Annotated in this window: 19 protein-coding genes and 1 pseudogene; 14 read left to right on the forward strand and 6 right to left on the reverse strand. The window is 70.9% G+C overall.

Annotated features, from left to right (window positions below):
- Positions 1–67: 67 nt before the first annotated feature.
- The gene (locus ESO89_RS10315; protein WP_128905432.1) at positions 68–619 is read right to left on the reverse strand and encodes a hypothetical protein; all 552 of its coding nucleotides are present in this window, start codon (positions 617–619) and stop codon (positions 68–70) included.
- Between the two features lie 112 nt (positions 620–731).
- Here ESO89_RS10315 and ESO89_RS10320 point away from each other — a divergent pair, with 112 nt between their 5' ends.
- Positions 732–3,497, forward strand: coding sequence for an AAA domain-containing protein (locus ESO89_RS10320; RefSeq protein ID WP_128905479.1), 2,766 nt, complete (start codon positions 732–734; stop codon positions 3,495–3,497).
- Positions 3,498–3,534: 37 nt separating this feature from the next.
- Here ESO89_RS10320 and ESO89_RS10325 read toward each other — a convergent pair whose 3' ends face one another.
- Positions 3,535–4,251, reverse strand: a complete 717-nt coding sequence (locus tag ESO89_RS10325; protein WP_128905433.1) for a DUF47 domain-containing protein — start codon at positions 4,249–4,251, stop codon at positions 3,535–3,537.
- A gap of 77 nt (positions 4,252–4,328) precedes the next feature.
- On the reverse strand, positions 4,329–5,378 hold the full coding sequence (locus ESO89_RS10330) for a phosphoribosylaminoimidazolesuccinocarboxamide synthase (RefSeq protein ID WP_128905434.1): 1,050 nt from the start codon (positions 5,376–5,378) through the stop codon (positions 4,329–4,331).
- Positions 5,379–5,577: 199 nt separating this feature from the next.
- On the opposite strand from ESO89_RS10330, the gene ESO89_RS10335 reads away from it, so the two are divergent.
- Positions 5,578–6,240, forward strand: a complete 663-nt coding sequence (locus ESO89_RS10335) for a tRNA (cytidine(56)-2'-O)-methyltransferase (RefSeq protein ID WP_128905435.1) — start codon at positions 5,578–5,580, stop codon at positions 6,238–6,240.
- A gap of 109 nt (positions 6,241–6,349) precedes the next feature.
- Here the strand turns inward: ESO89_RS10335 and ESO89_RS10340 are convergent.
- Positions 6,350–7,090: pseudogene (locus ESO89_RS10340) on the reverse strand (ATPase domain-containing protein); the annotation flags it as partial.
- Between the two features lie 73 nt (positions 7,091–7,163).
- Between ESO89_RS10340 and ESO89_RS10345 the strand changes: the two are divergent.
- Positions 7,164–8,642 carry a receiver/sensor box histidine kinase gene (locus tag ESO89_RS10345; RefSeq protein ID WP_128905436.1) on the forward strand — a complete coding sequence of 493 codons (1,479 nt, stop codon included), beginning with the start codon at positions 7,164–7,166 and terminating at the stop codon, positions 8,640–8,642.
- Between the two features lie 28 nt (positions 8,643–8,670).
- Here the strand turns inward: ESO89_RS10345 and ESO89_RS10350 are convergent, their stop codons facing one another.
- Complete coding sequence (locus tag ESO89_RS10350) at positions 8,671–9,714, reverse strand: hypothetical protein (RefSeq protein WP_241686194.1); 1,044 nt, start codon at positions 9,712–9,714, stop codon at positions 8,671–8,673.
- 158 nt (positions 9,715–9,872) lie between these two features.
- Here ESO89_RS10350 and ESO89_RS10355 point away from each other — a divergent pair, with 158 nt between their 5' ends.
- The 7 genes from ESO89_RS10355 to thiM all read left to right on the forward strand — a co-directional run bounded on the left by ESO89_RS10355 (position 9,873) and on the right by thiM (position 15,555).
- Positions 9,873–10,397 (forward strand): transcription factor, encoded by a 525-nt coding sequence (locus tag ESO89_RS10355; RefSeq protein ID WP_128905437.1) that lies wholly within the window; start codon positions 9,873–9,875, stop codon positions 10,395–10,397.
- Positions 10,397–11,092, forward strand: a complete 696-nt coding sequence (locus ESO89_RS10360) for a DUF2110 family protein (RefSeq protein WP_128905438.1) — start codon at positions 10,397–10,399, stop codon at positions 11,090–11,092. The genes ESO89_RS10355 and ESO89_RS10360 overlap by 1 nt, the downstream gene beginning before the upstream one ends.
- Positions 11,093–11,095: 3 nt before the next feature.
- The gene (locus ESO89_RS10365) at positions 11,096–11,863 is read left to right on the forward strand and encodes a DUF5803 family protein (RefSeq protein WP_128905439.1); all 768 of its coding nucleotides are present in this window, start codon (positions 11,096–11,098) and stop codon (positions 11,861–11,863) included.
- A 67-nt stretch (positions 11,864–11,930) separates the two neighbouring features.
- On the forward strand, positions 11,931–12,626 hold the full coding sequence (locus tag ESO89_RS10370) for a competence/damage-inducible protein A (RefSeq protein WP_128905440.1): 696 nt from the start codon (positions 11,931–11,933) through the stop codon (positions 12,624–12,626).
- 226 nt (positions 12,627–12,852) lie between these two features.
- The gene (locus tag ESO89_RS10375) at positions 12,853–13,953 is read left to right on the forward strand and encodes an ATP-NAD kinase family protein (RefSeq protein WP_128905441.1); all 1,101 of its coding nucleotides are present in this window, start codon (positions 12,853–12,855) and stop codon (positions 13,951–13,953) included.
- 125 nt (positions 13,954–14,078) lie between these two features.
- On the forward strand, positions 14,079–14,717 hold the full coding sequence (thiE, locus tag ESO89_RS10380; RefSeq protein ID WP_128905442.1) for a thiamine phosphate synthase: 639 nt from the start codon (positions 14,079–14,081) through the stop codon (positions 14,715–14,717).
- On the forward strand, positions 14,707–15,555 hold the full coding sequence (thiM, locus tag ESO89_RS10385) for a hydroxyethylthiazole kinase (RefSeq protein ID WP_128905443.1): 849 nt from the start codon (positions 14,707–14,709) through the stop codon (positions 15,553–15,555). Before thiE ends, thiM begins: the two co-directional genes overlap by 11 nt.
- 31 nt (positions 15,556–15,586) lie before the next feature.
- Here the strand turns inward: thiM and ESO89_RS10390 are convergent, their stop codons facing one another.
- Complete coding sequence (locus ESO89_RS10390) at positions 15,587–16,315, reverse strand: SDR family oxidoreductase (RefSeq protein WP_128905444.1); 729 nt, start codon at positions 16,313–16,315, stop codon at positions 15,587–15,589.
- Between the two features lie 83 nt (positions 16,316–16,398).
- Here ESO89_RS10390 and ESO89_RS10395 point away from each other — a divergent pair, with 83 nt between their 5' ends.
- The 4 genes from ESO89_RS10395 (at position 16,399) to moaA (ending at position 19,544) form a co-directional block, all read left to right on the forward strand.
- Positions 16,399–16,824: a universal stress protein gene (locus ESO89_RS10395; protein WP_128905445.1), complete on the forward strand. Its 426-nt coding sequence runs from the start codon at positions 16,399–16,401 to the stop codon at positions 16,822–16,824.
- 89 nt (positions 16,825–16,913) lie between these two features.
- Positions 16,914–17,693: an MBL fold metallo-hydrolase gene (locus tag ESO89_RS10400; RefSeq protein WP_128905446.1), complete on the forward strand. Its 780-nt coding sequence runs from the start codon at positions 16,914–16,916 to the stop codon at positions 17,691–17,693.
- A gap of 46 nt (positions 17,694–17,739) precedes the next feature.
- Complete coding sequence (gene tenA, locus ESO89_RS10405; protein ID WP_241686195.1) at positions 17,740–18,471, forward strand: thiaminase II; 732 nt, start codon at positions 17,740–17,742, stop codon at positions 18,469–18,471.
- 68 nt (positions 18,472–18,539) lie between these two features.
- Positions 18,540–19,544 carry a GTP 3',8-cyclase MoaA gene (gene moaA / locus ESO89_RS10410; protein WP_128905447.1) on the forward strand — a complete coding sequence of 335 codons (1,005 nt, stop codon included), beginning with the start codon at positions 18,540–18,542 and terminating at the stop codon, positions 19,542–19,544.
- The last annotated feature ends 90 nt before the right edge of the window (positions 19,545–19,634 follow it).

Genomic DNA, 19,634 nt, shown 5'->3' on the forward strand with positions numbered 1-19,634 from the left:
CGCCGTCCTCGCGGCTGGGGCTTTGGAGGGGCCACCGCGGAGTCGTCGATCACGTATAAACCACCGATCAGTGAAACCCGCGGTCCACGTCGTCCTCGTCGATCAGGTCCTCGAGTTCGGCAGAGAGCAGCTCCTCGGCCTCCTCGAAGGTGTCCGAGAGCTCGTCGAGTTCGTCCGGGCGCCCGTCGAACTCGTAGTCCATCGGGCCGAACGCCGGCGAGTCGATCGCCTCCATCACGTCCTCGAACAGGTGGTCCGGGCTGGTGGGCGCTTCGGCGTGGACCTTCAGCGTCTCGCGCAGCCGAGTCGCGGCGTCCTCGGCCTCAGACTCGTCCTCCGGCGGCGACTGCACCGCGAACCGCCCGGCCGACTCCTCGTCCGGGAGCAGGGGGTCGAGCTCGTCGTCCACGCTGCGGGTGATCCGCGCGCCCACCCCGCGGAGGTCGCGGGGGTTCTTCGCGTACGTTTTGAGGTGGTAGACGCCGACGCCCGGGTGGCCGAAGTAGAGGTCCTCACCGAGCCCCTCGCGTCTGGAGCCCGCGACCGCGCGCCAGCCGTCGGGGTCGGTCGAGTCGCTCGCGACGTCGGCGAGGATGTCGTCCCAGTCTCGCACGCGCATGTCAGCGTGTACTACGCGGGCAGCGGCGCATGAGCGTGTCGGTCCCGGCCGGTCGGGATCGGAGCTATCGCCCCACCGACAGCGTTTTTCGAGGGCGCCGCCGATGACGGCCGTGAACGTTCGGGGGCCGATCCTCTCCGTCGGGGAGGCGCGGACGGTGTCGACGTCGTACGGGGATCGGGAGCTTCGCGAGCTTCGGGTCCGCCCCGACCGCGGCGCGGGCGACGCGGTCGACGTGACGCTGTGGGGCAAGTGGACCGAGACCGCCGAGCACGCCGAGCCGGGCATGGAGCTGCTGGTCACCGACGCCGAGGCGGACGAGTTCGGCGGCGTGACGGGGTACGCCACCACCGGCGACTCGTGGGTCGTGCTCGAACCCGACTTCCTCGTCGACGTGACCGGGATCCGGTCGTGGGTGCAGTGCCCGCGGATGTACTACCTGAACAAGCTCTCCGGGATTCCGCTGAACTATCCCGTGGTCAAGGGGACCGTCGTCCACGAGGTGTTCGGCGACCTGCTGCGCGGGATGGAGCTGGAGGCGTCCGTCGCCGACCGCGTCGACGAGGCCGGACTCGAACTCGGCCTGCTGGGGTACGAGCCCGAGGAGGTCGCCGACGAGGTGCGCCGCAACGCCGCCGCGATCGAGGGGTGGCTCTCGCAGGGGACGTTGACCGACGAGGACACGTGGCGATCGGAATTCACCCTCATCTCGCCGACGTTCGGCCTGAAGGGACGGGCCGACGCGCTCCGCCGCGGGACCCCCGTCGAGCTGAAGACCGGGAAGAACACCAAGCGGGAGCCGCGCTTCCACGACAAAATTCAGGCGGCCTGCTACGCGCTCATGTTAGAGGAGCGCGGCGTCGACCCGGACATCGGAACCCTCCTCTACACGAAGAACACCGCGCTCGATCGCAACGAGGCGTCTGGCGATCTGGCGCCCGCCAAGGAGTTCTCGGTCGGGCGCGGTCTGCTGGAGTTCGTCGTCCGCGAGCGCAACGCCCTCGCGGCGATGGAGTGGCGCGCGCTCGACGACCCCGGCGAGCGTCCCACGGTCCCGACCGGGTACGAGGCCGACGCGAAGTGCGAGTACTGCTTCGAGCAGGACACCTGCATGGTCGTCTCCGGTCGGCTCGATCAGGAGTCGAAGGCGGGGTCGGTCGGCACGCCGGTTCCCGACGAGGAGCGCGACTACTTCGACCGGTTCTACGTCGCCCTCGAGGAGGAGCGCCGCGAGACCCACGCCGAGTACCGGAAGCTGTGGGAGCAGACGCCCGCGGAGCGCGCCGCGGACGACCGCGCGCTCATCGACCTCGAACCGGTCTCCCAGACCGAGATCGACGACGCCCGGTGGGAGCTCCGCGCCCGCAAGCCGGACGACGCCGTCTCGAAGCTCCGCGAGGGCGACGTGGCGCTCGCGAGCGACGGCGACCCCGTGTCGGGCCACGGCGAACTGGGTCGGATCACCGCGCTCTCCGGGGACGAGGTCGTCGTCGAGACGGACGAACCGGTCGAGCTCCGGCGGCTCGACGTGTACCCCTCGGAGATCTCCGTCGACCGCTCGCTCACCGCGCTCCACGACGCGATCCTGAAGGGGAGCGAGGCGCGCAAGGACGTGCTGTTCGGGCGGCGCGAGCCCGAGTTCCGGGCGGAGGGCGAGCGCCCGTCGGGAGCGCCCGGGAGCGACGACCCGGACGCCCCCGACGCCTACATCGACAACAACGACGCCCAGAACGAGGCCGTCGAACTCGCCGTCGACGCCGAGGACTGCGCGCTGATCCACGGGCCGCCGGGCACCGGGAAGACGTACACGATCGCGCGGACGATCCGCGCGCTCGTCGCCGAGGGGAACCGCGTGTTGCTCTCGGCGTTCACCAACCGCGCGGTCGACAACGCGCTCGAAGCGCTCCGGGATCAGGGGTTCGAAGACTGGGTCGCGTCCGCGCGACCGGATGGAGCCGGTGAAACCGGCGGAATCCTCCGCGTCGGGACCGAGACCGGCGTCCGCGGCGACATGCAGGACGTGCGGCTCGTCCAGCGCGGCGACCCCAACGCGAAGGCCGCCGAGCTGCGGGACGCGCCGGTCGTCGCCGCCACCACCGCGGCCTGCGGCTCCCGCGTCCTCCGCGAGTGCGAGTTCGACGTGGCGCTCGTCGACGAGGCCTCCCAGCTCACGGAGCCGGGCACCCACGCCGCGATCAACCGCGCCGACCGGTTCGTGCTCGTGGGCGACCACGAGCAGCTCCCGCCGGTCGTGCGGGCGGAAAACGACCTGCAGACCTCCCTCTTCCAGCGGCTCATCGAGACGCACCCAGACGCGAGCGTCATGCTCGACCGCCAGTACCGGATGAGCCAGCGCATTCAGGCGTTCGCCTCCGCCGAGTTCTACGACGGCGCGCTCCGCCCGGCGACCCCTCAAGTCGCGGGCCAGAGCCTCCGAGACCTCGGCGTCGACCCCGCCGACCTCCCCGCGGGGCTCGCGGACGGCGTGAGCTTCGTCGATCCCGACGGGAGCCGCGACGGCAACCGGAACGTCCGGGAGGCCGAGCGCGTCGCCGAGGTCGTCGACGCCTACGTCGCCGCCGGCGTCGACCCGGACGACATCGGCGTCATCGCCCCGTTCCGCGCGCAGGTCGCCGAGATCGGTCGGCGCACCCCGGTCACCGTCGACACGGTCGACCGCTTCCAGGGCTCATCGAAGGAGGTGATCGTCGTCTCGCTCGTCGCGACCGGCGACCTCGACGGCCCGATCTTCGAGGACCACCGGCGGATAAACGTCGCGCTCACCCGGGCGAAAAAGCAGCTGACGCTGGTCGGCGACGCCGACGCGCTCGGCTCCGACCCCTTCTACGCGCGCATGTTGGCGTGGGCGCGTCGGTGAAAGGAGCGGTCGGCGCCCCGTTCGGTCTTGGTCGGGCCTACTCCCCGTCCGCCTCGGGGTCCGCCTCAGTGACGATCCCCGGCTCCTTGCTCGCGATCACGACGATCCGGTCGGTGAGGTCCTCGATCGTGTTCGCGAGTTCGTCGAGGAGGATCGCGAGCTCCCGGTAGACGAGCGGCTGGTCGACCGCGTCGTCGGCGAACGCGGTCGCGATGGCGTCGTTGCGGAGCTCGTCGCACTCGCTTTCGAGGCCGCGGATCGCCTCGATCCCCTCGGTGAGCGTCTCGGTGGCGTCGCTCCGGGCGAGCCCGCGGACGAACCGCTCGACCACGTCGCCGAGGACCGCGGTCATCTCGACGATCCGGGCTGCCATCTCCTGCATGTCGCGGAAGGAGTCGCCGTCGGCGTCGGGCCGCATCATGACCACCTCCTGACCGATCCGCTCGGTGTGGTTCGCGACCACGTCGAGCTCCTTGTAGAAGTCGAGCAGCGCCGACTCGTTGAAGTTGATCCGGGTGTTCAACAGGCCGATGTCGTCGGGGCCGGCGTTGGTGATGACGCCCGTTATCTCCCTGACTCGGTCGTCGCACTCGCTTTCGAGGGCGGCTATCTCGTCGACGGTTTCGCGGTACTGGCCGTCGCTCGCGTACTCGTCGAGGGCGCGCGGGAGGAGGGCGACGCAGTCGTCGATCCGATCGAGGTACCCGGCAGTCTGAGTTTCGAGCCGTTCCCCGAAGTCGGCATCGGTGGGCATGTGCCGACCCACGCGCGTCGGGGGTAAAGAGGTTCCCTCGCGTTGTGTCGATCGTGAGGTTCTGCCGGGCGTTCTCCCTACAGCCCGTCGACCGCGTCCAGCGCCGCCTCGATGTCGGGGGCGTCGAACCACTCCCGGCCGGTGTAGGCGTTCGTCCCGGCGGCGTACAGCTCGGAGACGGCCTCGACGACCGCCGGCGGCAGCGGGTCGGGGTCGAGCTCGCAGAGCACGCGCCAGTCGTCGATGTCGCGGTCGGCGACCGCCGCCTTCGCCTCCGTGACGGCCTCGACCCACGCGGGGTCGTTCGCCTTGTACCACTGGCGGACGACCTCCTTCGAGATCCCGCGCCCGCCGTAGGAGAAGCGGTTCTCGTCGAAGGTGCCGACCACGTCGGCGACGCGGAGCTCGCCGTCGACGTACAGACACTCGATCTTCCCGTCCTCGTGGACGAACCCGGCCGCCTCGGCGCGCTCGGTGACGACGCGGTTCACGTCGCGCGCGAGCGATTCGAGGGCGTCGACGTCGGCGGCGCCCGCGATCCGGTCAGCCTCGGCGCGGGCGAGATAGCGGTCCTGCTGCTCGTACTTCGTCGAGAACTCCACGACCGGCTCCGGGAGGTCGACCGGCCCGTCGGGCCACTCGTCGGGGGCGATATCGAGGTCCGCGTCAAGCCCGAAGTCGGCTGGCTCCCTGCGGCGCCGGAGGCTGGACCCCACCGGCACCCGGTTCCGGAAGACGACCTCCAGCGGGACGAGGTAGTTCTCGCCGCCCGCGGCGTGGAAGGCGTCGTAGTCGTAGCCGGCGTCGGGACCCTCGTACGGGAGGTCGGGGACCTGCGTCAGGTCGATCGCCATCTCCGTCGGCGGGGCGGTCGCGTCGGCGAGGGGGACGATATCACCTGTATCGGCATCTGCGACCCCCCGGTAGTGGGTCGGGACGCCCTCCGCCTCCAGCAGTTCGAAGTTGAACGCGCCCATCGCACAGAGGCTCGCGCCCTTGCGCGGGATCGCGTCCGGCATCTGCCCCCAGTCGAACACCGAGTAGGCGTCGGTGAAGACGAACCGACCGCGACCGAGCGAGTCTGCGGTCGCGGGCTCGTCGACGCGGAACTCCTTGACGCTCGTCATACCACATCCGGCGACCGCCTCCCCCATGAATCTTTCACTTACGTGGGCACCTCGATCGGGTTTTGGTAAGAACGATCCACGGTTGTGGTTATTCTCGTCGATCGGGTCGTCGCCGAGCGTCGGAGGTCGCCGGCGACCTCGTACAGGAACGACGACTCCGCATCGAAAGGACCACGCCGCTCGCGGGCGCACGGCCGGTATGCACGATGCGCGCGAGGTCGTCGTCCTCCGGTACGGTCACCGGCCCGGCCGCGACGACCGCATGACGACGCACGTCGGGCTCACGGCCCGAGCGCTCGGCGCCGACCGGGTGATCTTCCCCGACAACGCCGGGCAGTCGGCGGAGACGGTGCGGGACATCACCGACCGGTTCGGCGGCCCGTTCGCGGTCGAGCTCCGCGACGACCAGAAGGCGATCGTCCGGGACTTCGAGGGGGTCGTCGCCCATCTCACGATGTACGGCGAGCGCGTCCAGGACGCGGAAGGGCAGATCCGCGAGGCGGTCGGGCTCGACGACGGCGCCGACGGGACCGGCGGAGAGGCGTCGACGCCCCGGGACCTCCTCGTCGTGGTCGGCGGCGAGAAGGTGCCGTGGGCGCTCTACGAGCGCGCCGACTTCAACGTGGGCGTGACGAACCAGCCGCACTCGGAGGTCGCCGGGCTCGCGGTGTTCCTCGACCGACTGTTCCAGGGCGCGGAGCTGGATCGAGAGTGGGAGAACGCCGACCGCCGGGTGGTGCCGGAGGCGACCGGCAAGACGGTGATCGACGCCGACGAGGAGGCCGCAGGCGACGGCGGGAGAACCGAAACCGGCACCGACGATTCTGGGACCAACGGCTCCGGAACCGCCGACCGCGACTGATCCGTCCTACTCGTCGCAGTCGCCGCGCTTCGATCCGCGTTTCGACCCCCGCTCCGATTTCCGATCGACGATCTCCGGCGCGCCGCTCAGGATGCCGCGGACCCGCGACATCGGCTCGCCGACGGTATGCCTTCATGAACTGCGTGCTCAGGGTCGTCTTCCCCACCCCGGTCGGTCCGCTCACGATGGTGACAGTTCCGCGTTCGATCCCCCGTGGAGCAGCTCGTCGATCTCCGGAATCCCGGACGATATCTGTTCGAACTCGGCGTCGCCGTCGCGGTGCCCGGGCTGGAGCGCGGGGTACACCTCGATGCCCGCGCCGGTGATCCGGTAGGCGTGATCGCCCCCCGCGTCGTCGACCCGCGGTCCTTCAGGAACCGCATGAACCCGACCACCTGCTTCCGGAACTGGTAGTCGTCGGACAGCAGGAAGCGGAGCTGGGTCAGGGGATCGACGACGACGCGGTCGGGGTCGACCGCGGTCACCCCCTCGACGATCCACTCGGTCAGCGGCTCCCGTTCGACCTCCGCTGGCTCGAACACCTCGTACGACTCCTCTTCGACGAACACGTCCGCGCTCGGGCTCAGGTCGAGGAACTCGATCGCGTCGGTGTCGAAGCCGAGCGCCGCCGCGTTCGCCTTCAGGTCGCGGACGTCCTCTTCGAGATTGATGAACAGCGCCGTCTCCCCCTCGTCGACGCCCTGCTGGAGGAAGTGGACGCTCAGGATCGTCTTTTCGCTGTCGGCCTGCCCCCGGACCATGTAGCTCCGCTCCGGGACGAACCCCCCGACAGGATCTCGTCGAGCCCCGCGATACCGGTCGAGGCGCGATCAGTGAGTGGCGTTGACATACGGCCCATTCGGGGCGGAGGGTAGTTAACAATGGGTAGCTCTTAGTGGCCGCGCGGTCTGTGTACACGGGACATGCCCTCTGGTTCCGAGAGGACCGACGACGCCCCCTCCAGAGGATCGCCGGACCCGGACGAGGAGGCGCGCGTCCTGCTTCTCATGCGGTCGGGCCGCGACCGCGACCTAGTGGCCGAGGTCCTCGGCGACCGCTTCCGCGTCGAGGGGGCGACCGACGCCGCGGCGCTCGACTCGGGGTTCGACTGCTGCGTGCTCGACGCGCACGCGTTCGGCCGAGTCGACGAGGAGATCGACCGGCGGCGCGAGCGCGCGGAGCCGGTGTTTCTCCCGTTCGTGCTGCTCGCGCAAGACGCCGGTTCGGAGACCGCGCGGGACCCGTGGGAGCACGTCGACGACGTCGTCGAGCTCCCGGTCCGGCAGGCGGCGCTGCGGTCCCGAATCGCCAACCTCGTCGAGCGGCGGCGCACCGCCCTCCGGCTCGCCGACCGCGAGCGGCGACTGGGGGCCGCCGTCGAGGAACTCCGGCAGAAGGACCGAGCGATGGACGAGGCCCCGGTGGGAGTCGCCCTCGCGGAGCCGGGGACGGGGAACAACCCGCTGACCTACGTCAACGAGGAGTTCGAGCGGCTCACGGGCTACGGTCCGGAGATGCTGGGGAAGGACTGTCGGTTCCTTCAAGGTGAGGACACGGACCCCGAGACGGCGGCGGCGGTCCGCGAGGCGATCGACGACGAGCGACCGGTCTCCGCCGACATCCTGAACTACCGCGCGAACGGCCAGAAGTTCTGGAACCGGATCACCGTCGCCCCGATCCGAGACGAGAACGGCGACGTGATCCGCTTCGTCGGGTTCCAGACGGACATCACGGACCGGAAGATCCGCGAGCGGCGGCTGGAGGTGATGAGCCGGGTGCTCAACCACAACCTCCGGAACAAGATGAACCTCATCGAGGGGTACACGGATCTGCTGCGGCGCGACCTCGACGAGGAGCAGCGCCGGAAGTCGCTCGACGTGATCGGGGAAACGACGGACGACCTGATGCGGATCGCGGAAGCGGTGCGGACGATCGACCACACGCTCTCGAAGAGGGAATCGACCGAGGCCGCCGTCGAGCTCCGCGACCGGCTGTCCGAGCTGTTGAGCCGGATAGCCGACCGGTACCCGGACGCGACGTTCGACCTCTCGCTCCCCGACGACGACCGCCTCCCCGTGAACGTGGTCGGCCTCGAGACGGCGATCGAGGAGGGCGTAGAGAACGCAGTCAAGCACAACGACGCCCCGGAGCCGACGGTCTGGATACGCGTCGAACGCGGGGACGAGGGATGGGTCGAGATCGAGATCGAAGACGACGGGCCGGGCATCCCGGACCACGAGACGCACGTGCTCGAACGGGGCGAGACATCGCTGAAGCACGCGGACCGGCTCGGGATCTGGCTGATGTACTGGGTCGTGAGCAAGGCGGGCGGAGAGTTCTCGGTGACGCCGTCCGAGACGGGCGGAACGCTTCTTCGAATGGCCGTTCCGGCGCACCCCTGACCGCGCCTCCGATCGCGCACCTCCGAGCTCACAGGGCTCGCTTCGACCGGAGCCGCGCGAGCCGCGTCCGCGCCTCCTGCCGACTCGTTCCCCGCACGCGACCCGTCTCGGCGTCGGCCATCGAGACGAGCGAGAGGCGGTCGAGGAGGGGCGGCCAGTCGGCGGCGCCCGCAGCGTCGCTGGCGAACGCGACCGCGTTGCCGAGCCCGTCGCGCTCGGCGGTCCCGATCCGCGCGACCGCCCCGTCCGCGTCCCGGCGCGCGCCGGCGACGTAGAGTCGGTCGCCGACGGCGGCCGGGAGCCACGCCGGGAGGAGCAGGAGCCAGAGCGCGACGCCGGCGGCCGCGTACGCCCACGCGGGAATTCGGTCGCGCTCCGGCTCGTACCCGTGGATGCGGTTGACGCGGCGGTCCGCGGCCGTGCGCTCGCCGCGGCGCCCGACGAGCAGGGTCGCGAGGAGCGCCACCGTCTCGACCGCCCCGAGCGCCGGGAGCAGCGCGGTCGCGAGGAGCGCCTCCCGGGTCCGGAGCCGGACGAGCGCGTGCCGGAGCGCCGCGTCGCGGTCGGCCTTCGGCAGCGAGAGCAGCCGGGTCGAGACGACGAGCCGCGAGCCGCGGTGGCCGTCGGCGACCGCGACGTTGGCGGCGTCGGCGCGGACGACCGTCACCTCGGGGGCCTCGACGCCGACCTCGTCCGCGAGGGTCGCGACGCGGTCGGCGACGAAGTCGGCGGGGCGGTCGTCGAGCTCGGCCTCGGGAAGCCGGGCGATCCGGCGGTCGACGACGATCGGTCCGAGGAGCGCGGAGCCGCCGAGGCCGACGACAGGAGCGGCGAGGAACCCCCCGACGGCGCCCGGCCCGGCGACGTCGAGCCCGGCGGGACCGAGGAGGGCGGCAGCGGGGACCAGCGGAACGGCGGCGAGCACGACGGGGACGGCGAGCAGCGCCAGCGCGCCGACGGCGCGGCGGGCGCGCGTTCCGGCCGCCGGGGAGCCGGACGCGCTCTGGCCGCCGGAGGCGATCGGTCGCTCCGTGCCGTCCGAGCCGTTCCCCGCATCGCCGGTCGGTGCCATACGACCGTGTCGTGTCACACGCGGCGTAAAGCTTTGCCGGAGGCGATCGTGGCCGGAACCTCTGCGGGAGCCGATCGCAGTCAGGATCGGCGGCGACTCGGACGCGGTCACCGCTCCTTCCGGAGCTTTTAACCCGGCTCCACCACCAGATCCACGTAATGGCTTTTGAGGATCTACTGAACGACCCCGTCATCCAGAAGTACCTCCACGAGCTGGTGGGGCCGACGGGGATGCCGGTCGCGGCCGCGCCGCCCGACGGCGAGGTCACCGACGAGGAGTTGGCGGAGGAGCTCGGGCTGGAGCTCAACGACGTCCGACGCGCGCTGTTCATCCTGTACGAGAACGACCTCGCCACCTACCGCCGGGTGCGCGACGAGGACTCGGGATGGCTCACGTACCTCTGGACGTTCCACTACGACAACATCCCGGAGAACCTCGAAGAGGAGATGTACCGCCTGTTCGACGCGTTGGAGGAGCGCGAGGAGTACGAGCGCACCCACGAGTTCTACCTCTGTGAGGTGTGTTCGATCCGCTTCGAGTTCGGCGAGGCGATGGACTTCGGCTTCGAGTGCCCGGAGTGCGGCTCCCCGCTGGAATCGATGGACAACGACCGGCTCCGCGAGGCGATGGGACAGCGCGTCGAGGAACTCCGTGACGAGCTCAACGCGGACGTGACGGGCTGATGGTCGTCCTCGCAACCAAGTGCTACGTCGAGGGCGACGCCCGCGACCGCGCACTCGACGGGATGAACTCGCTGGTCGCCAACGACGTCGGCGAACTCGACGTCGACTGGCACGTCGGCGTCCGCGACGACGACTTCGTGCAGGTGGACGTGAGCGGCGAGGACGCCGAGGTCGCTCGGAACGTCCTCGCGGAGACGTGGGGCGAGATCGTCGCCCACGACGCGGGGCTGGCGGCCGGCGAGGAGTACGTCGGCACCCTCGAATCATGGGACGACGGCGGGTTCGTCCTCGACGCCGGGGTCGACGTGCGGATTCCGGCCGACGAGATCGGCCTCGGGAGGGGGTCGCCCGAGCAGGTCGTCGAGCGGTTCGGGCTGGTCCAGCACCTCCCCGTGCGGTTCGTCTACGGCGGCGACGTCGGCGACCCCGACGCGGAGCCGAGCCGGCTTGCGGACGCCGAGCGCGACCGCCTGTACGACTGGCAGCGGGGCGACGGCCGCCTCAACGTCAACTCGGCGACCCGCGGCGAGGTCCGGGCGACCGTGAACCGCGCGGGCCACGCGCAGGACATCGTCACCGTCGAGCGGCTCGGCCTGTTGGAACAGAGCGTCGTCTGCACCGAGGACACCGACCCGCCGGGGCTGCTGGCCGCGATCGGCTCGTACCTCCCGGCGGAGATGCGCTGCGTCGTCTGAGCCGTGAACCGACGCTTCGCCCTCGCGCTCGCGGTCGTCGCGCTGCTGGCCGTCAGCACCGGCTGTCTCGGCTACGTGACCGGCGGCGAGGAGCTGACGAACGAGACCCTCGACGCCGAGCCGCCGTACGAGTACGACTTCGACACCGAGCGCGACGCGGCGATCAACCTCTCGACCGGGACGCGGTACACCGCGGTGTACAACGTCTCCGGCGTCGACGAGATCCGGTTCTATCGGCAGACCCCGTACGCGGGCGACCAGCCCTTCGAGTTCGACGCGTTCCGGTACCAGTACCCCGACGGCGAGGTGGTCAACGGGAGCGAGTTCCGCGCCCGCGGCGGCGAGGTCGACCGCACCCCCGACGAGACGTGGGTCCGGTTCGGCGAAGAGATGGAGGGCGGACGGATGGCGCTCTCTGCGTCCGGATCGCCCCGTCGATTCACCACGCTCACCTATATCGAGGGGTCGTACGCGGTGACGATCCCGCCCGGCTTCAGCACCGACGTGCCGATCGTCGGGCACGTGTCGCCGCGCAACCACGAGATCGAGACGGTCGACGGCCGCGACCGGATCACGTGGGACTCCGTCACGAGCGGGTCGGTCGTGGTCCAGTCGTACCGCGAGGCCGACCTGCTCGTCTTCGGGGTGATCCTCGTGATCGCCGCGGTCGCCGCGGTCGTCGGGACCGTGTACTTCCGGCGACAGCTGGAGGCGCTTCGCGAGCGACGCCGACGGATGGGGCTCGGCGTGTACGAGGACGACGAGGAGTAACGGGAGCGCTCGTCGGGAGTCCTCCGGGACTGGAGCCCTTTTTCAGTGCGCGACGCCTTGTGTGAGTATGGACGCCGCAATCGTCACCGTCGGGGACGAGCTCCTCGTCGGCGACACCGAGAACACGAACGCGACGTGGCTCTGCGGCCGGCTCGCCGACCGCGGCGTGACGGTCCGGCGGGTGACGGTCGTCCCGGACGAGCTCGCCGAGATCGCGCGCGTCGTCAACGAGTACCACGCCGAGTACGACGCCGTGCTCGTCACGGGCGGGCTCGGTCCGACCCACGACGACGTGACGATGGAGGCGGTCGCGGCCGCGTTCGGGCGCGACCTCGTGGCCAACGACGAGGCCGCGGCGTGGCTCGCGGAGCGGGGGTACAGCGCGGACGACCTGGTCGCCGAGACCACCCACCTCCCGGTCGGCTGTCGGCCGCTCGCGAACGAGGCGGGGGTCGCCCCCGGTGCCGTCGTCGAGTCGGTGTACGTCCTGCCGGGCGTCCCGGCCGAGATGAAGGCGATGTTCGAGTCGGTCGTCGAGGAGTTCGAGGGGACCCCGACCCACACCGTCGTCGTCGACGTCGACGAGCCGGAGAGCTCGCTGTTGGACCGGTTCACGGAGCTACAGGAGGCGTTCGACGTGACCGTCGGGTCGTACCCCGGCGAGAGCGTGCGGGTGAAGATCACGGCGGCGACCGCCGAGGAGGCGGAGCGCGCGGCCGAGTGGGTGCGGGAGCGGTCGGAGCTGGTCGATTCGGAGGACTAGCGGTCGGCCCGGAGCGTGAGACCTAGCGGTACAGGTACGCGAGCCACACCGCGGTGACGACGAGGCTCGCGACGAGCACGGCGGTCGCGGTCGCGTCGATCGGGAGCGGTTCGGTCGGGGCGGCTTCGAGGATCATGGGTCGCGCTTGTTCTGGGGGCGGCTTAAGTGTTGATCTTCCCGCGGCGAGACGCGTCCCGCTTAAGGGCTCGCCGCCGAAGGACCGGACATGCACGTCGGATTCGCGGTGAACCCGGTCGCCGGGATGGGCGGCCGCGTCGGGCTCAAGGGCACCGACGGGAAGGTGGCGGAGGCGGTCGCGCGCGGTGCAGAGCCACGGGCACCGGACCGGGCGCGGCGGGCGCTGGACCGGCTCGCGGCGGTCGCGCCCGAGACGCGCGTCTCGACCGCCGCCGACCCCATGGGCGAGCGGCTGGTCCGCGAGGCCGGCTTCGATCCGGTCCGCGCGGTCGACCCGTTCGACGGCGCGACGCCCGACCCAACGGAGACGACGGCCGAGCACACCGCACGCGTCGTCGAGGCGTTCGTCGGCGGCGACGACCCGGTTGACCTGGTCCTGTTCGTCGGGGGCGACGGCACGGCGACCGACGTGGCGACGGCTTTGGAACGGGCCGGCTCCGAGACCCCGATGCTCGGCGTCCCCGCCGGGGTGAAGGTGTACTCGTCCGTGTTCGCGGTGTCGCCGGAGGACGCCGCCGAGGTCGCGGCCGCCTTCTCCCGCACCGAGCGCCGCGAGGTGATGGACATCGACGAGGACGCCTACCGCGAGGGGGAGGTCCATCCGGAGCTGCGAGCGGTCGCGCGCGTCCCGGTCGCCGACGACCTCCAGTCGTCGAAACAGACCGCGAGCGGGACCGTCGAGTCGCTGGCCGAGGGCGTCGCGGCCGACATCCGCGAACGGGAGGGCGAGGGCGTCACATACGTGCTCGGTCCCGGATCGACCGTCGGCGCGATCAAGGAGGAACTCGGGTTCGAGCCGTCGCCGATCGGGGTGGACGTATGGCGCGACGGCGAGGTGATCGTCCGGGACGGCACCGAGCGGGAGCTCCTCGACGCGCTCGGCGAGGAGAACGTCATCGTCGTCTCGCCGATCGGCGGCCAGGGGTTCGTCTTCGGCCGAGGGAACCCGCAGCTGTCGCCGGCGGTGATCCGGCGGTGTGACCTGCGGATCGTCGCCTCGCGGACGAAGCTCGACGACGTGCGGACCCTCCGGGTCGACACCGACGACCCCGACCTCGACGCGGAGCTCGCCGGCTGGGTGCGCGTCCGCGTCGGCAAGTTCGAGACGCGGATGATGACGATCGCCTAGCGGGGGCGCCGGCGTCGGCGCGCGGAACCGATCCGACCGGCGACGCCGATCCCGATCGGACGCCCGGCCCGCATCGATCGCCGGAAGCGACGGAATTAGGTTGCCACCACCGACAGATATCACTAATGAATCTCGACGGGTGGCGCGCGTATCTCGTGACGCAGGCGAGCCGATCGGCCGGCCGGGAGACGGCGGAGATCGTCGAGGCGGCGCTCGACGGCGGCGTCGACGCCGTGCAGCTCCGCGAGAAGGATCGGTCGGCGCGCGAGCGGTACGAGCTCGGCCGCCGGCTCCGCGGGCTCACCGCCGACGCCGGCGTCCCCCTGATCGTCAACGACCGGGTCGATCTGGCGGCCGCGGTCGACGCCGACGGCGTCCACCTCGGACAGTCGGACCTGCCGGTCGCGGTCGCCCGCGAGCGACTGGGCGGGGAGGCGATCGTGGGCGTCTCGGCGTCGACCGTCTCGGAGGCGCGGGCGGCCGCCGACGCGGGCGCGGACTACCTCGGCGTCGGCGCGGTGTACGCGACCGACACGAAGGACGTGCCGGCGGAGACGAACGGGGTGGGTCCCGAGCGGGTCGCGTCGATCGCCGACGCCGTCGACCTCCCCGTGGTCGGGATCGGGGGGATCGACGCCGGCAACGCCGGGGCGGTCGCCGAGGCGGGCGCGGCCGGCGTGGCGGTCGTCTCGGCGATCACGGCCGCGGACGACCCGCGCGCCGCGGCGGCGGAGATTCGGGAGGTGGTCGGCGATGAGCGGTGAGCCGATCGAGGAACTGCAGATCGAGGAAATCCTGTCGACGGTCGAGGCGGCCGCCCCGCTGGTGCACCACCTGACCAACGACGTGACGACGAGCGAGACCGCGAACGTCACGCTCCACTGGGGCGGGCTGCCGGTGATGGCCGACGCCCCGGCGGAGGCGGGCGACATGGCCGCCGGCGCGGACGCGGTCGTGATCAACACCGGGACGGCGTCGACGACCGATGTCGACGCCATGGTCGACGCGGGCCGGCGCGCCAACGAGGCGGGCGTTCCCGTCGTGCTCGACCCGGTCGGGTACGGCGCCACGCCGCACCGCGTCGAGTCGGTCGGCCGGCTGCTGGACGCGGTGGCGTTCGACGTGATCAAGGGGAACGCCGGGGAGGTCCGCGGGCTCGCCGGCGAGGAGGCGACGGTTCGCGGCGTCGAGTCCGTGGGCGAGAGCGACGCGGGCGTCGCGGACGCGGCGCGGGCGCTCGCCGCGGAGACCGGGGCTGTCGTCGTCGCGTCCGGCCCGACCGACGTCGTCGCCGATGACGAGGGCGCGTCCGCGCTGTCGGTCGGCCACGAGCGCATGGGCTCGTTCGTCGGGTCCGGCTGTATGCTCGCGAGCACGCTGGGGACGTTCGCGGCGGTCGTCGACGAGGACGATGGAGGGCCGGACGCGACGACCGAGGCCGCGCTCGCCGCGTGCGCCGCGTACGGGTTCGCCGGCGAGCGCGCCGCGGAGCGCGACCCCGCGGGACCGGCGAGCTACCGGACGGCCTTCATGGACGCGGTGGCCGCGCTGGCGTCAGAAAAGCCCGCGCTCGACGTCGCGTCGCGGATCGAGGTGGTCTGACTCCGCAGGGTCAGCCGTATCAGGGGCTCGCTCACCGCGTCGCTTCCTTCCACTCCCGGAGGCCGAGCCGCTCGCCGTCCAGGTCCTCGGCGGGCGCCTCGGTGGCGGCCCAGACGAACAGCGGCGCGACGCTCTCCGGGTCGCGGGCGCGCTCCTTCCCGGTGAGGTCGGTGGCGACCAGCCCGGGGTCGACGACGCCGACCGTGGCGTCGAGGTCGGCCGCGAACCCCCGCGCGACCGCCTCGGCCGCCGCCTTCGAGACGGCGTAGGCGCCCATACCCGGCCGGGACTGGTGGGCGACATCGCCCGAGGGGACGACGATCCGCGCGTCCTCTGCGAGGTGCGGGGCCGCCTCCGAAACCGTCGCGAAGACGCCGCGGGCGTTGGTTCGCACCGTGTCGTCGTAGTCGGCGTAGCTCGTCTGGTCGGCCGGGCTCTCGCCCGGCCCGCCGTGGAAGACGGCCGCGTTCGCGAACACCGCGTCGATCGGGCCGGCCTCGCGGGCGACGCCCTCGAAGAAGCGCTCCAAGTCGAACTCGTCGCGCACGTCGACGCGGGCGCCCCACGCGGTGCCGGCGTCGGTGCGGGCGCCCTCGTCGCCGTTCTCGCCCTCGCCCTCGTTCAGCGCCGCGACCGTCCGGTCGACCGCGTCGCCGTCGCGTCCGGAGACGGCGACGAACGCCCCCTCGTCGACGAACGCCTCGGCGACCGCCCGCCCGATCCCGCTCGTTGCGCCGGTGATCGCGACCGTGGGCTCCATATGGGGATCGGTAGGGGCGTCGCCGACTTAGGCGTACCCACTTCGGCCGTACCGTTATTTGCCACCGGACCGAACGGTCGGCCATGTACGACGACCTGCTGGTGCCGACCGACGGGAGCGAGGCGGTCGACCGCGCGCTCGATCACGCGGTCCGGCTGGCGACCGACCACGACGCGACGATCCACGCGCTGTACGTCGTCGACCGACGGATCGCCACCGCGAGCTCCGGCGATCTCCACGACGAGGTCGTCGACGACCTCGAATCGCAGGGCGAAGACGCGGTCGCCGCGGTCGCCGATCGCGCCGAGGAGGCGGGCGTCGATGTCGAGACCCGCGTCGTGGAGGGGACCCCGGACACGAAGATCGTCGACTACGCCGACGAACACGGGATCGACGTGATCGTGATGAGTCCGGAGGGGAAATCGCCCCGCGAGCGGATACGATCGCTCGGCAGCGTCTCCGACCGCGTGGCCGACGACGCGAACGTCCCGGTGTTCCTGATCAAGTAGGGCTCGGCGGGCGAGCGGTCGGACGGGAGGCCCCACCCCGCGGCGCCCGTCCGACCGAGTTAGGTGGCTAGGCGCACGGACACACGACCATGGAACTCACCGTCCTCGGGTCCGGCAGCGCGATGCCGGTCCCGGACCGCGTGCAGGCCGGCTACCTCCTCGACGACGGCGACCGGTCCCTGCTCGTCGACTGCGGCAGCGGCGTCCTCCAGCGGCTCGCCGCCACCGAGGCCGGCTACGAGGGGGTCTCGACCGTCCTCCTGACGCACCACCACCTCGACCACGTCGCGGCGCTGCTCCCCCTGATAAAGGCCCGGTGGCTCGCCGGCGAGGAGCACTTGGAGGTCGTCGGGCCGACGGGGACCAAGTCGCTACTCGACGGACTGTTCGACGTTCACGAGTACCTCGACGGGCGGATAGATCTGGCGGTCCGAGAGGTGTCGACGGCGCGGTCCTTCGCCGCGGCCGGCTTCGACGTGACCGCCCGCGAGACGCAACACTCGATGGACGGGTTCGCCTACCGGCTCTCGCCGCCGAGCGCGGACGCCGATCCCGCGCACGGGCCACTAACGCTCTCGGGGGACACGGAGGCGTTCGCGGGCATGGCGTCGTTCGCGGACGGGAGCGACCTGCTGGTCCACGACTGTTCGTTCCCGGACGGGACCGACGTGTCGAACCACCCGAACCCCACGCAGCTCGGCGAGTCGCTCGCGGGCGTCGATGTCGACACGCTGCTGTGCTCGCACCTCTACCCGCACACCGGCGGCCGCGAGCGCGAGATGGCGCAAAGCGTCCGTGACGCGGGGTTCGACGGCGACGTCGAGGTCGCCAGCGACGGGCTCCGAATCGCGATCGCAGACGGTGATTAGTTAGTAATACCACAAGATTATACCCCGGCGCGTCGAGGGCTCGTCCATGGCGTTCAGCGACGACCTCATGGCTGCAGGGGCGGACATCTGGGCGGCCCAGTTCGAGCATCCGTTCGTGCGCGAGCTGGCCGCCGGCGACCTCGACGAGGCGGCGTTCCGGCGGTGGCTCGAACAGGACTACCGGTACCTCTTCGACTACGCCCGCACGTACGCCGTCGCGGGGGCGAAGGCGCGGGAGGAGGCGGCGATGGCGACGCTCCTCGGCGGGGCGGACGCCGTGTTGAACGAGGAGCTCGACCTCCACCGGTCGTTCGCCGGCGAGTACGGCGTCGAACCCAAGGACCTGGCAGGCGTGCGGAAGCGCCCGACCTGCGAGGCGTACACGAGCTTCCTCGTTCGCACGGCGCACGAGCGCCCCGTTCCGGTCGCGGTCGCGGCGCTTTACCCCTGCATGCAGGGGTACCTCGACGTGGCGGACCACATGGCGGAGTTCGCGGACGAGGACCACCGATACACCCCCTTCATCGACACGTACACGAGCGACGAGTTCCGCGCGAAAACGGCGTCGATGCGCGACCTCCTCGACGACTACGCCGCGGCGTACCCGGGCCACCGCGACGCGATGCGCGAGGCGTTCCTCACGAGCGCCCGCTTCGAACTCGCGTTCTGGGAGATGGCGTACGTCGGGGAGGAGTGGGCGACCGGGCCCGTCGACGTGGCGGACGTGACCGTCGAGGCAAACGGAACGAACGAGGCCAACGAGACCGACGAGACGTAACCGATCCACGTTACTCTGTCCCACGATCCACCCAGATATTTAAGCGAACGCGGCGGCTCCGTTCGGACATGGCCGGCCCACTCGCCGACGACTTCGGACGGGAAGTGACGGGGGTTCGGATCTCGCTTACCGACCGGTGTAACTTCGACTGCGTCTACTGTCACAACGAGGGGTTAGGCGACACGCGGGGGCCGATGGAGCCGAGCGACGACGAGATGAGCGCCGACGACGTGGTCCGCTTCCTGGAGGTCGTCGAGGGGTACGGCGTCGACTCGGTGAAGTTCACCGGCGGGGAGCCCATGCTCCGGCAGGACCTCGAAGAGATCATCGAGCGCACGCCCGACTCGATGGAGGTGTCGCTGACGACGAACGGGACCTTTCTCCCCGGACGCGCCGAGGACCTGCAGGCCGCCGGGCTCGACCGCGTGAACGTCTCGCAGGACGCGCTCGATCCGGACGACTTCGCGGAAGTGACCAAGTCCGGCGCCTACGAGCGAGTGCTTGAGGGGGTCAAAGCCGCCGTCGACGCCGGGCTCGACCCCGTGAAGCTCAACATGGTCGTGTTCACGCACACCGCGGGCTACGTCGAGGAGATGGTCGAGCACGTCGCCGACAACGAGGGGCTCCAGCTCCAGCTCATCCAGTACATGCCGGAGCTGACCGGGAAGCCGGAGTGGAACGTCGACATCGGGCGCGTCCACGACTGGCTCGCCGAGAAGGCCGACCGCGTCGAGCGCCGCGAGATGCACGACCGAAAGCGGTACTTCGTAGGCGAGGACGGCGACGACGACACTGGCGGCATGGTCGAAATCGTCGACCCCGTCGAGAACGAGAATTTCTGTGCCAACTGCGGCCGCGTCCGCGTCACCCACGAGGGGTACCTGAAGGGGTGTCTCAACCGCAACGACGACCTCCGGTCGATGGGCGAGATGACCCGCGACGAGATCGCCGAGACGTTCGAGGCAGTGGTGGCTAATCGGGTGCCCTACTACGGCGAGTACCTGATCGAGAACGACGACGGCGAGTACGAGATCAACGAGGAGTACTTGGGGACGCCGACGATTGCGGACTAAGTGCCGATTTTCCGTTCTTCTACTAGGTGTCTCGTATTTCTGGCTGCTCCCGTTGCTGAGGGGTCTTCGTAAACAATTTGAAAAAAAAAA

The sequence above is a fragment of the Halorubrum amylolyticum genome (genome assembly GCF_004114995.1).
Taxonomy (GTDB): Archaea; Halobacteriota; Halobacteria; order Halobacteriales; family Haloferacaceae; genus Halorubrum; species Halorubrum amylolyticum.

Excerpts from the sequence above, each read along its gene's own strand:
- ESO89_RS10315 (WP_128905432.1), bottom strand. The coding sequence starts at position 619 with ATGCGCGTGCGAGACTGGGACGACATCCTCGCCGACGTCGCGAGCGAC.
- ESO89_RS10325 (WP_128905433.1), bottom strand. The coding sequence starts at position 4,251 with ATGCCCACCGATGCCGACTTCGGGGAACGGCTCGAAACTCAGACTGCC.
- ESO89_RS10330 (WP_128905434.1), bottom strand. The coding sequence starts at position 5,378 with ATGACGAGCGTCAAGGAGTTCCGCGTCGACGAGCCCGCGACCGCAGAC.
- ESO89_RS10335 (WP_128905435.1), top strand. The coding sequence starts at position 5,578 with ATGCACGATGCGCGCGAGGTCGTCGTCCTCCGGTACGGTCACCGGCCC.
- ESO89_RS10345 (WP_128905436.1), top strand. The coding sequence starts at position 7,164 with ATGCCCTCTGGTTCCGAGAGGACCGACGACGCCCCCTCCAGAGGATCG.
- ESO89_RS10350 (WP_241686194.1), bottom strand. The coding sequence starts at position 9,714 with ATGGCACCGACCGGCGATGCGGGGAACGGCTCGGACGGCACGGAGCGA.
- ESO89_RS10355 (WP_128905437.1), top strand. The coding sequence starts at position 9,873 with ATGGCTTTTGAGGATCTACTGAACGACCCCGTCATCCAGAAGTACCTC.
- ESO89_RS10360 (WP_128905438.1), top strand. The coding sequence starts at position 10,397 with ATGGTCGTCCTCGCAACCAAGTGCTACGTCGAGGGCGACGCCCGCGAC.
- ESO89_RS10370 (WP_128905440.1), top strand. The coding sequence starts at position 11,931 with ATGGACGCCGCAATCGTCACCGTCGGGGACGAGCTCCTCGTCGGCGAC.
- ESO89_RS10375 (WP_128905441.1), top strand. The coding sequence starts at position 12,853 with ATGCACGTCGGATTCGCGGTGAACCCGGTCGCCGGGATGGGCGGCCGC.
- thiE (WP_128905442.1), top strand. The coding sequence starts at position 14,079 with ATGAATCTCGACGGGTGGCGCGCGTATCTCGTGACGCAGGCGAGCCGA.
- thiM (WP_128905443.1), top strand. The coding sequence starts at position 14,707 with ATGAGCGGTGAGCCGATCGAGGAACTGCAGATCGAGGAAATCCTGTCG.
- ESO89_RS10390 (WP_128905444.1), bottom strand. The coding sequence starts at position 16,315 with ATGGAGCCCACGGTCGCGATCACCGGCGCAACGAGCGGGATCGGGCGG.
- ESO89_RS10395 (WP_128905445.1), top strand. The coding sequence starts at position 16,399 with ATGTACGACGACCTGCTGGTGCCGACCGACGGGAGCGAGGCGGTCGAC.
- ESO89_RS10400 (WP_128905446.1), top strand. The coding sequence starts at position 16,914 with ATGGAACTCACCGTCCTCGGGTCCGGCAGCGCGATGCCGGTCCCGGAC.
- tenA (WP_241686195.1), top strand. The coding sequence starts at position 17,740 with ATGGCGTTCAGCGACGACCTCATGGCTGCAGGGGCGGACATCTGGGCG.
- moaA (WP_128905447.1), top strand. The coding sequence starts at position 18,540 with ATGGCCGGCCCACTCGCCGACGACTTCGGACGGGAAGTGACGGGGGTT.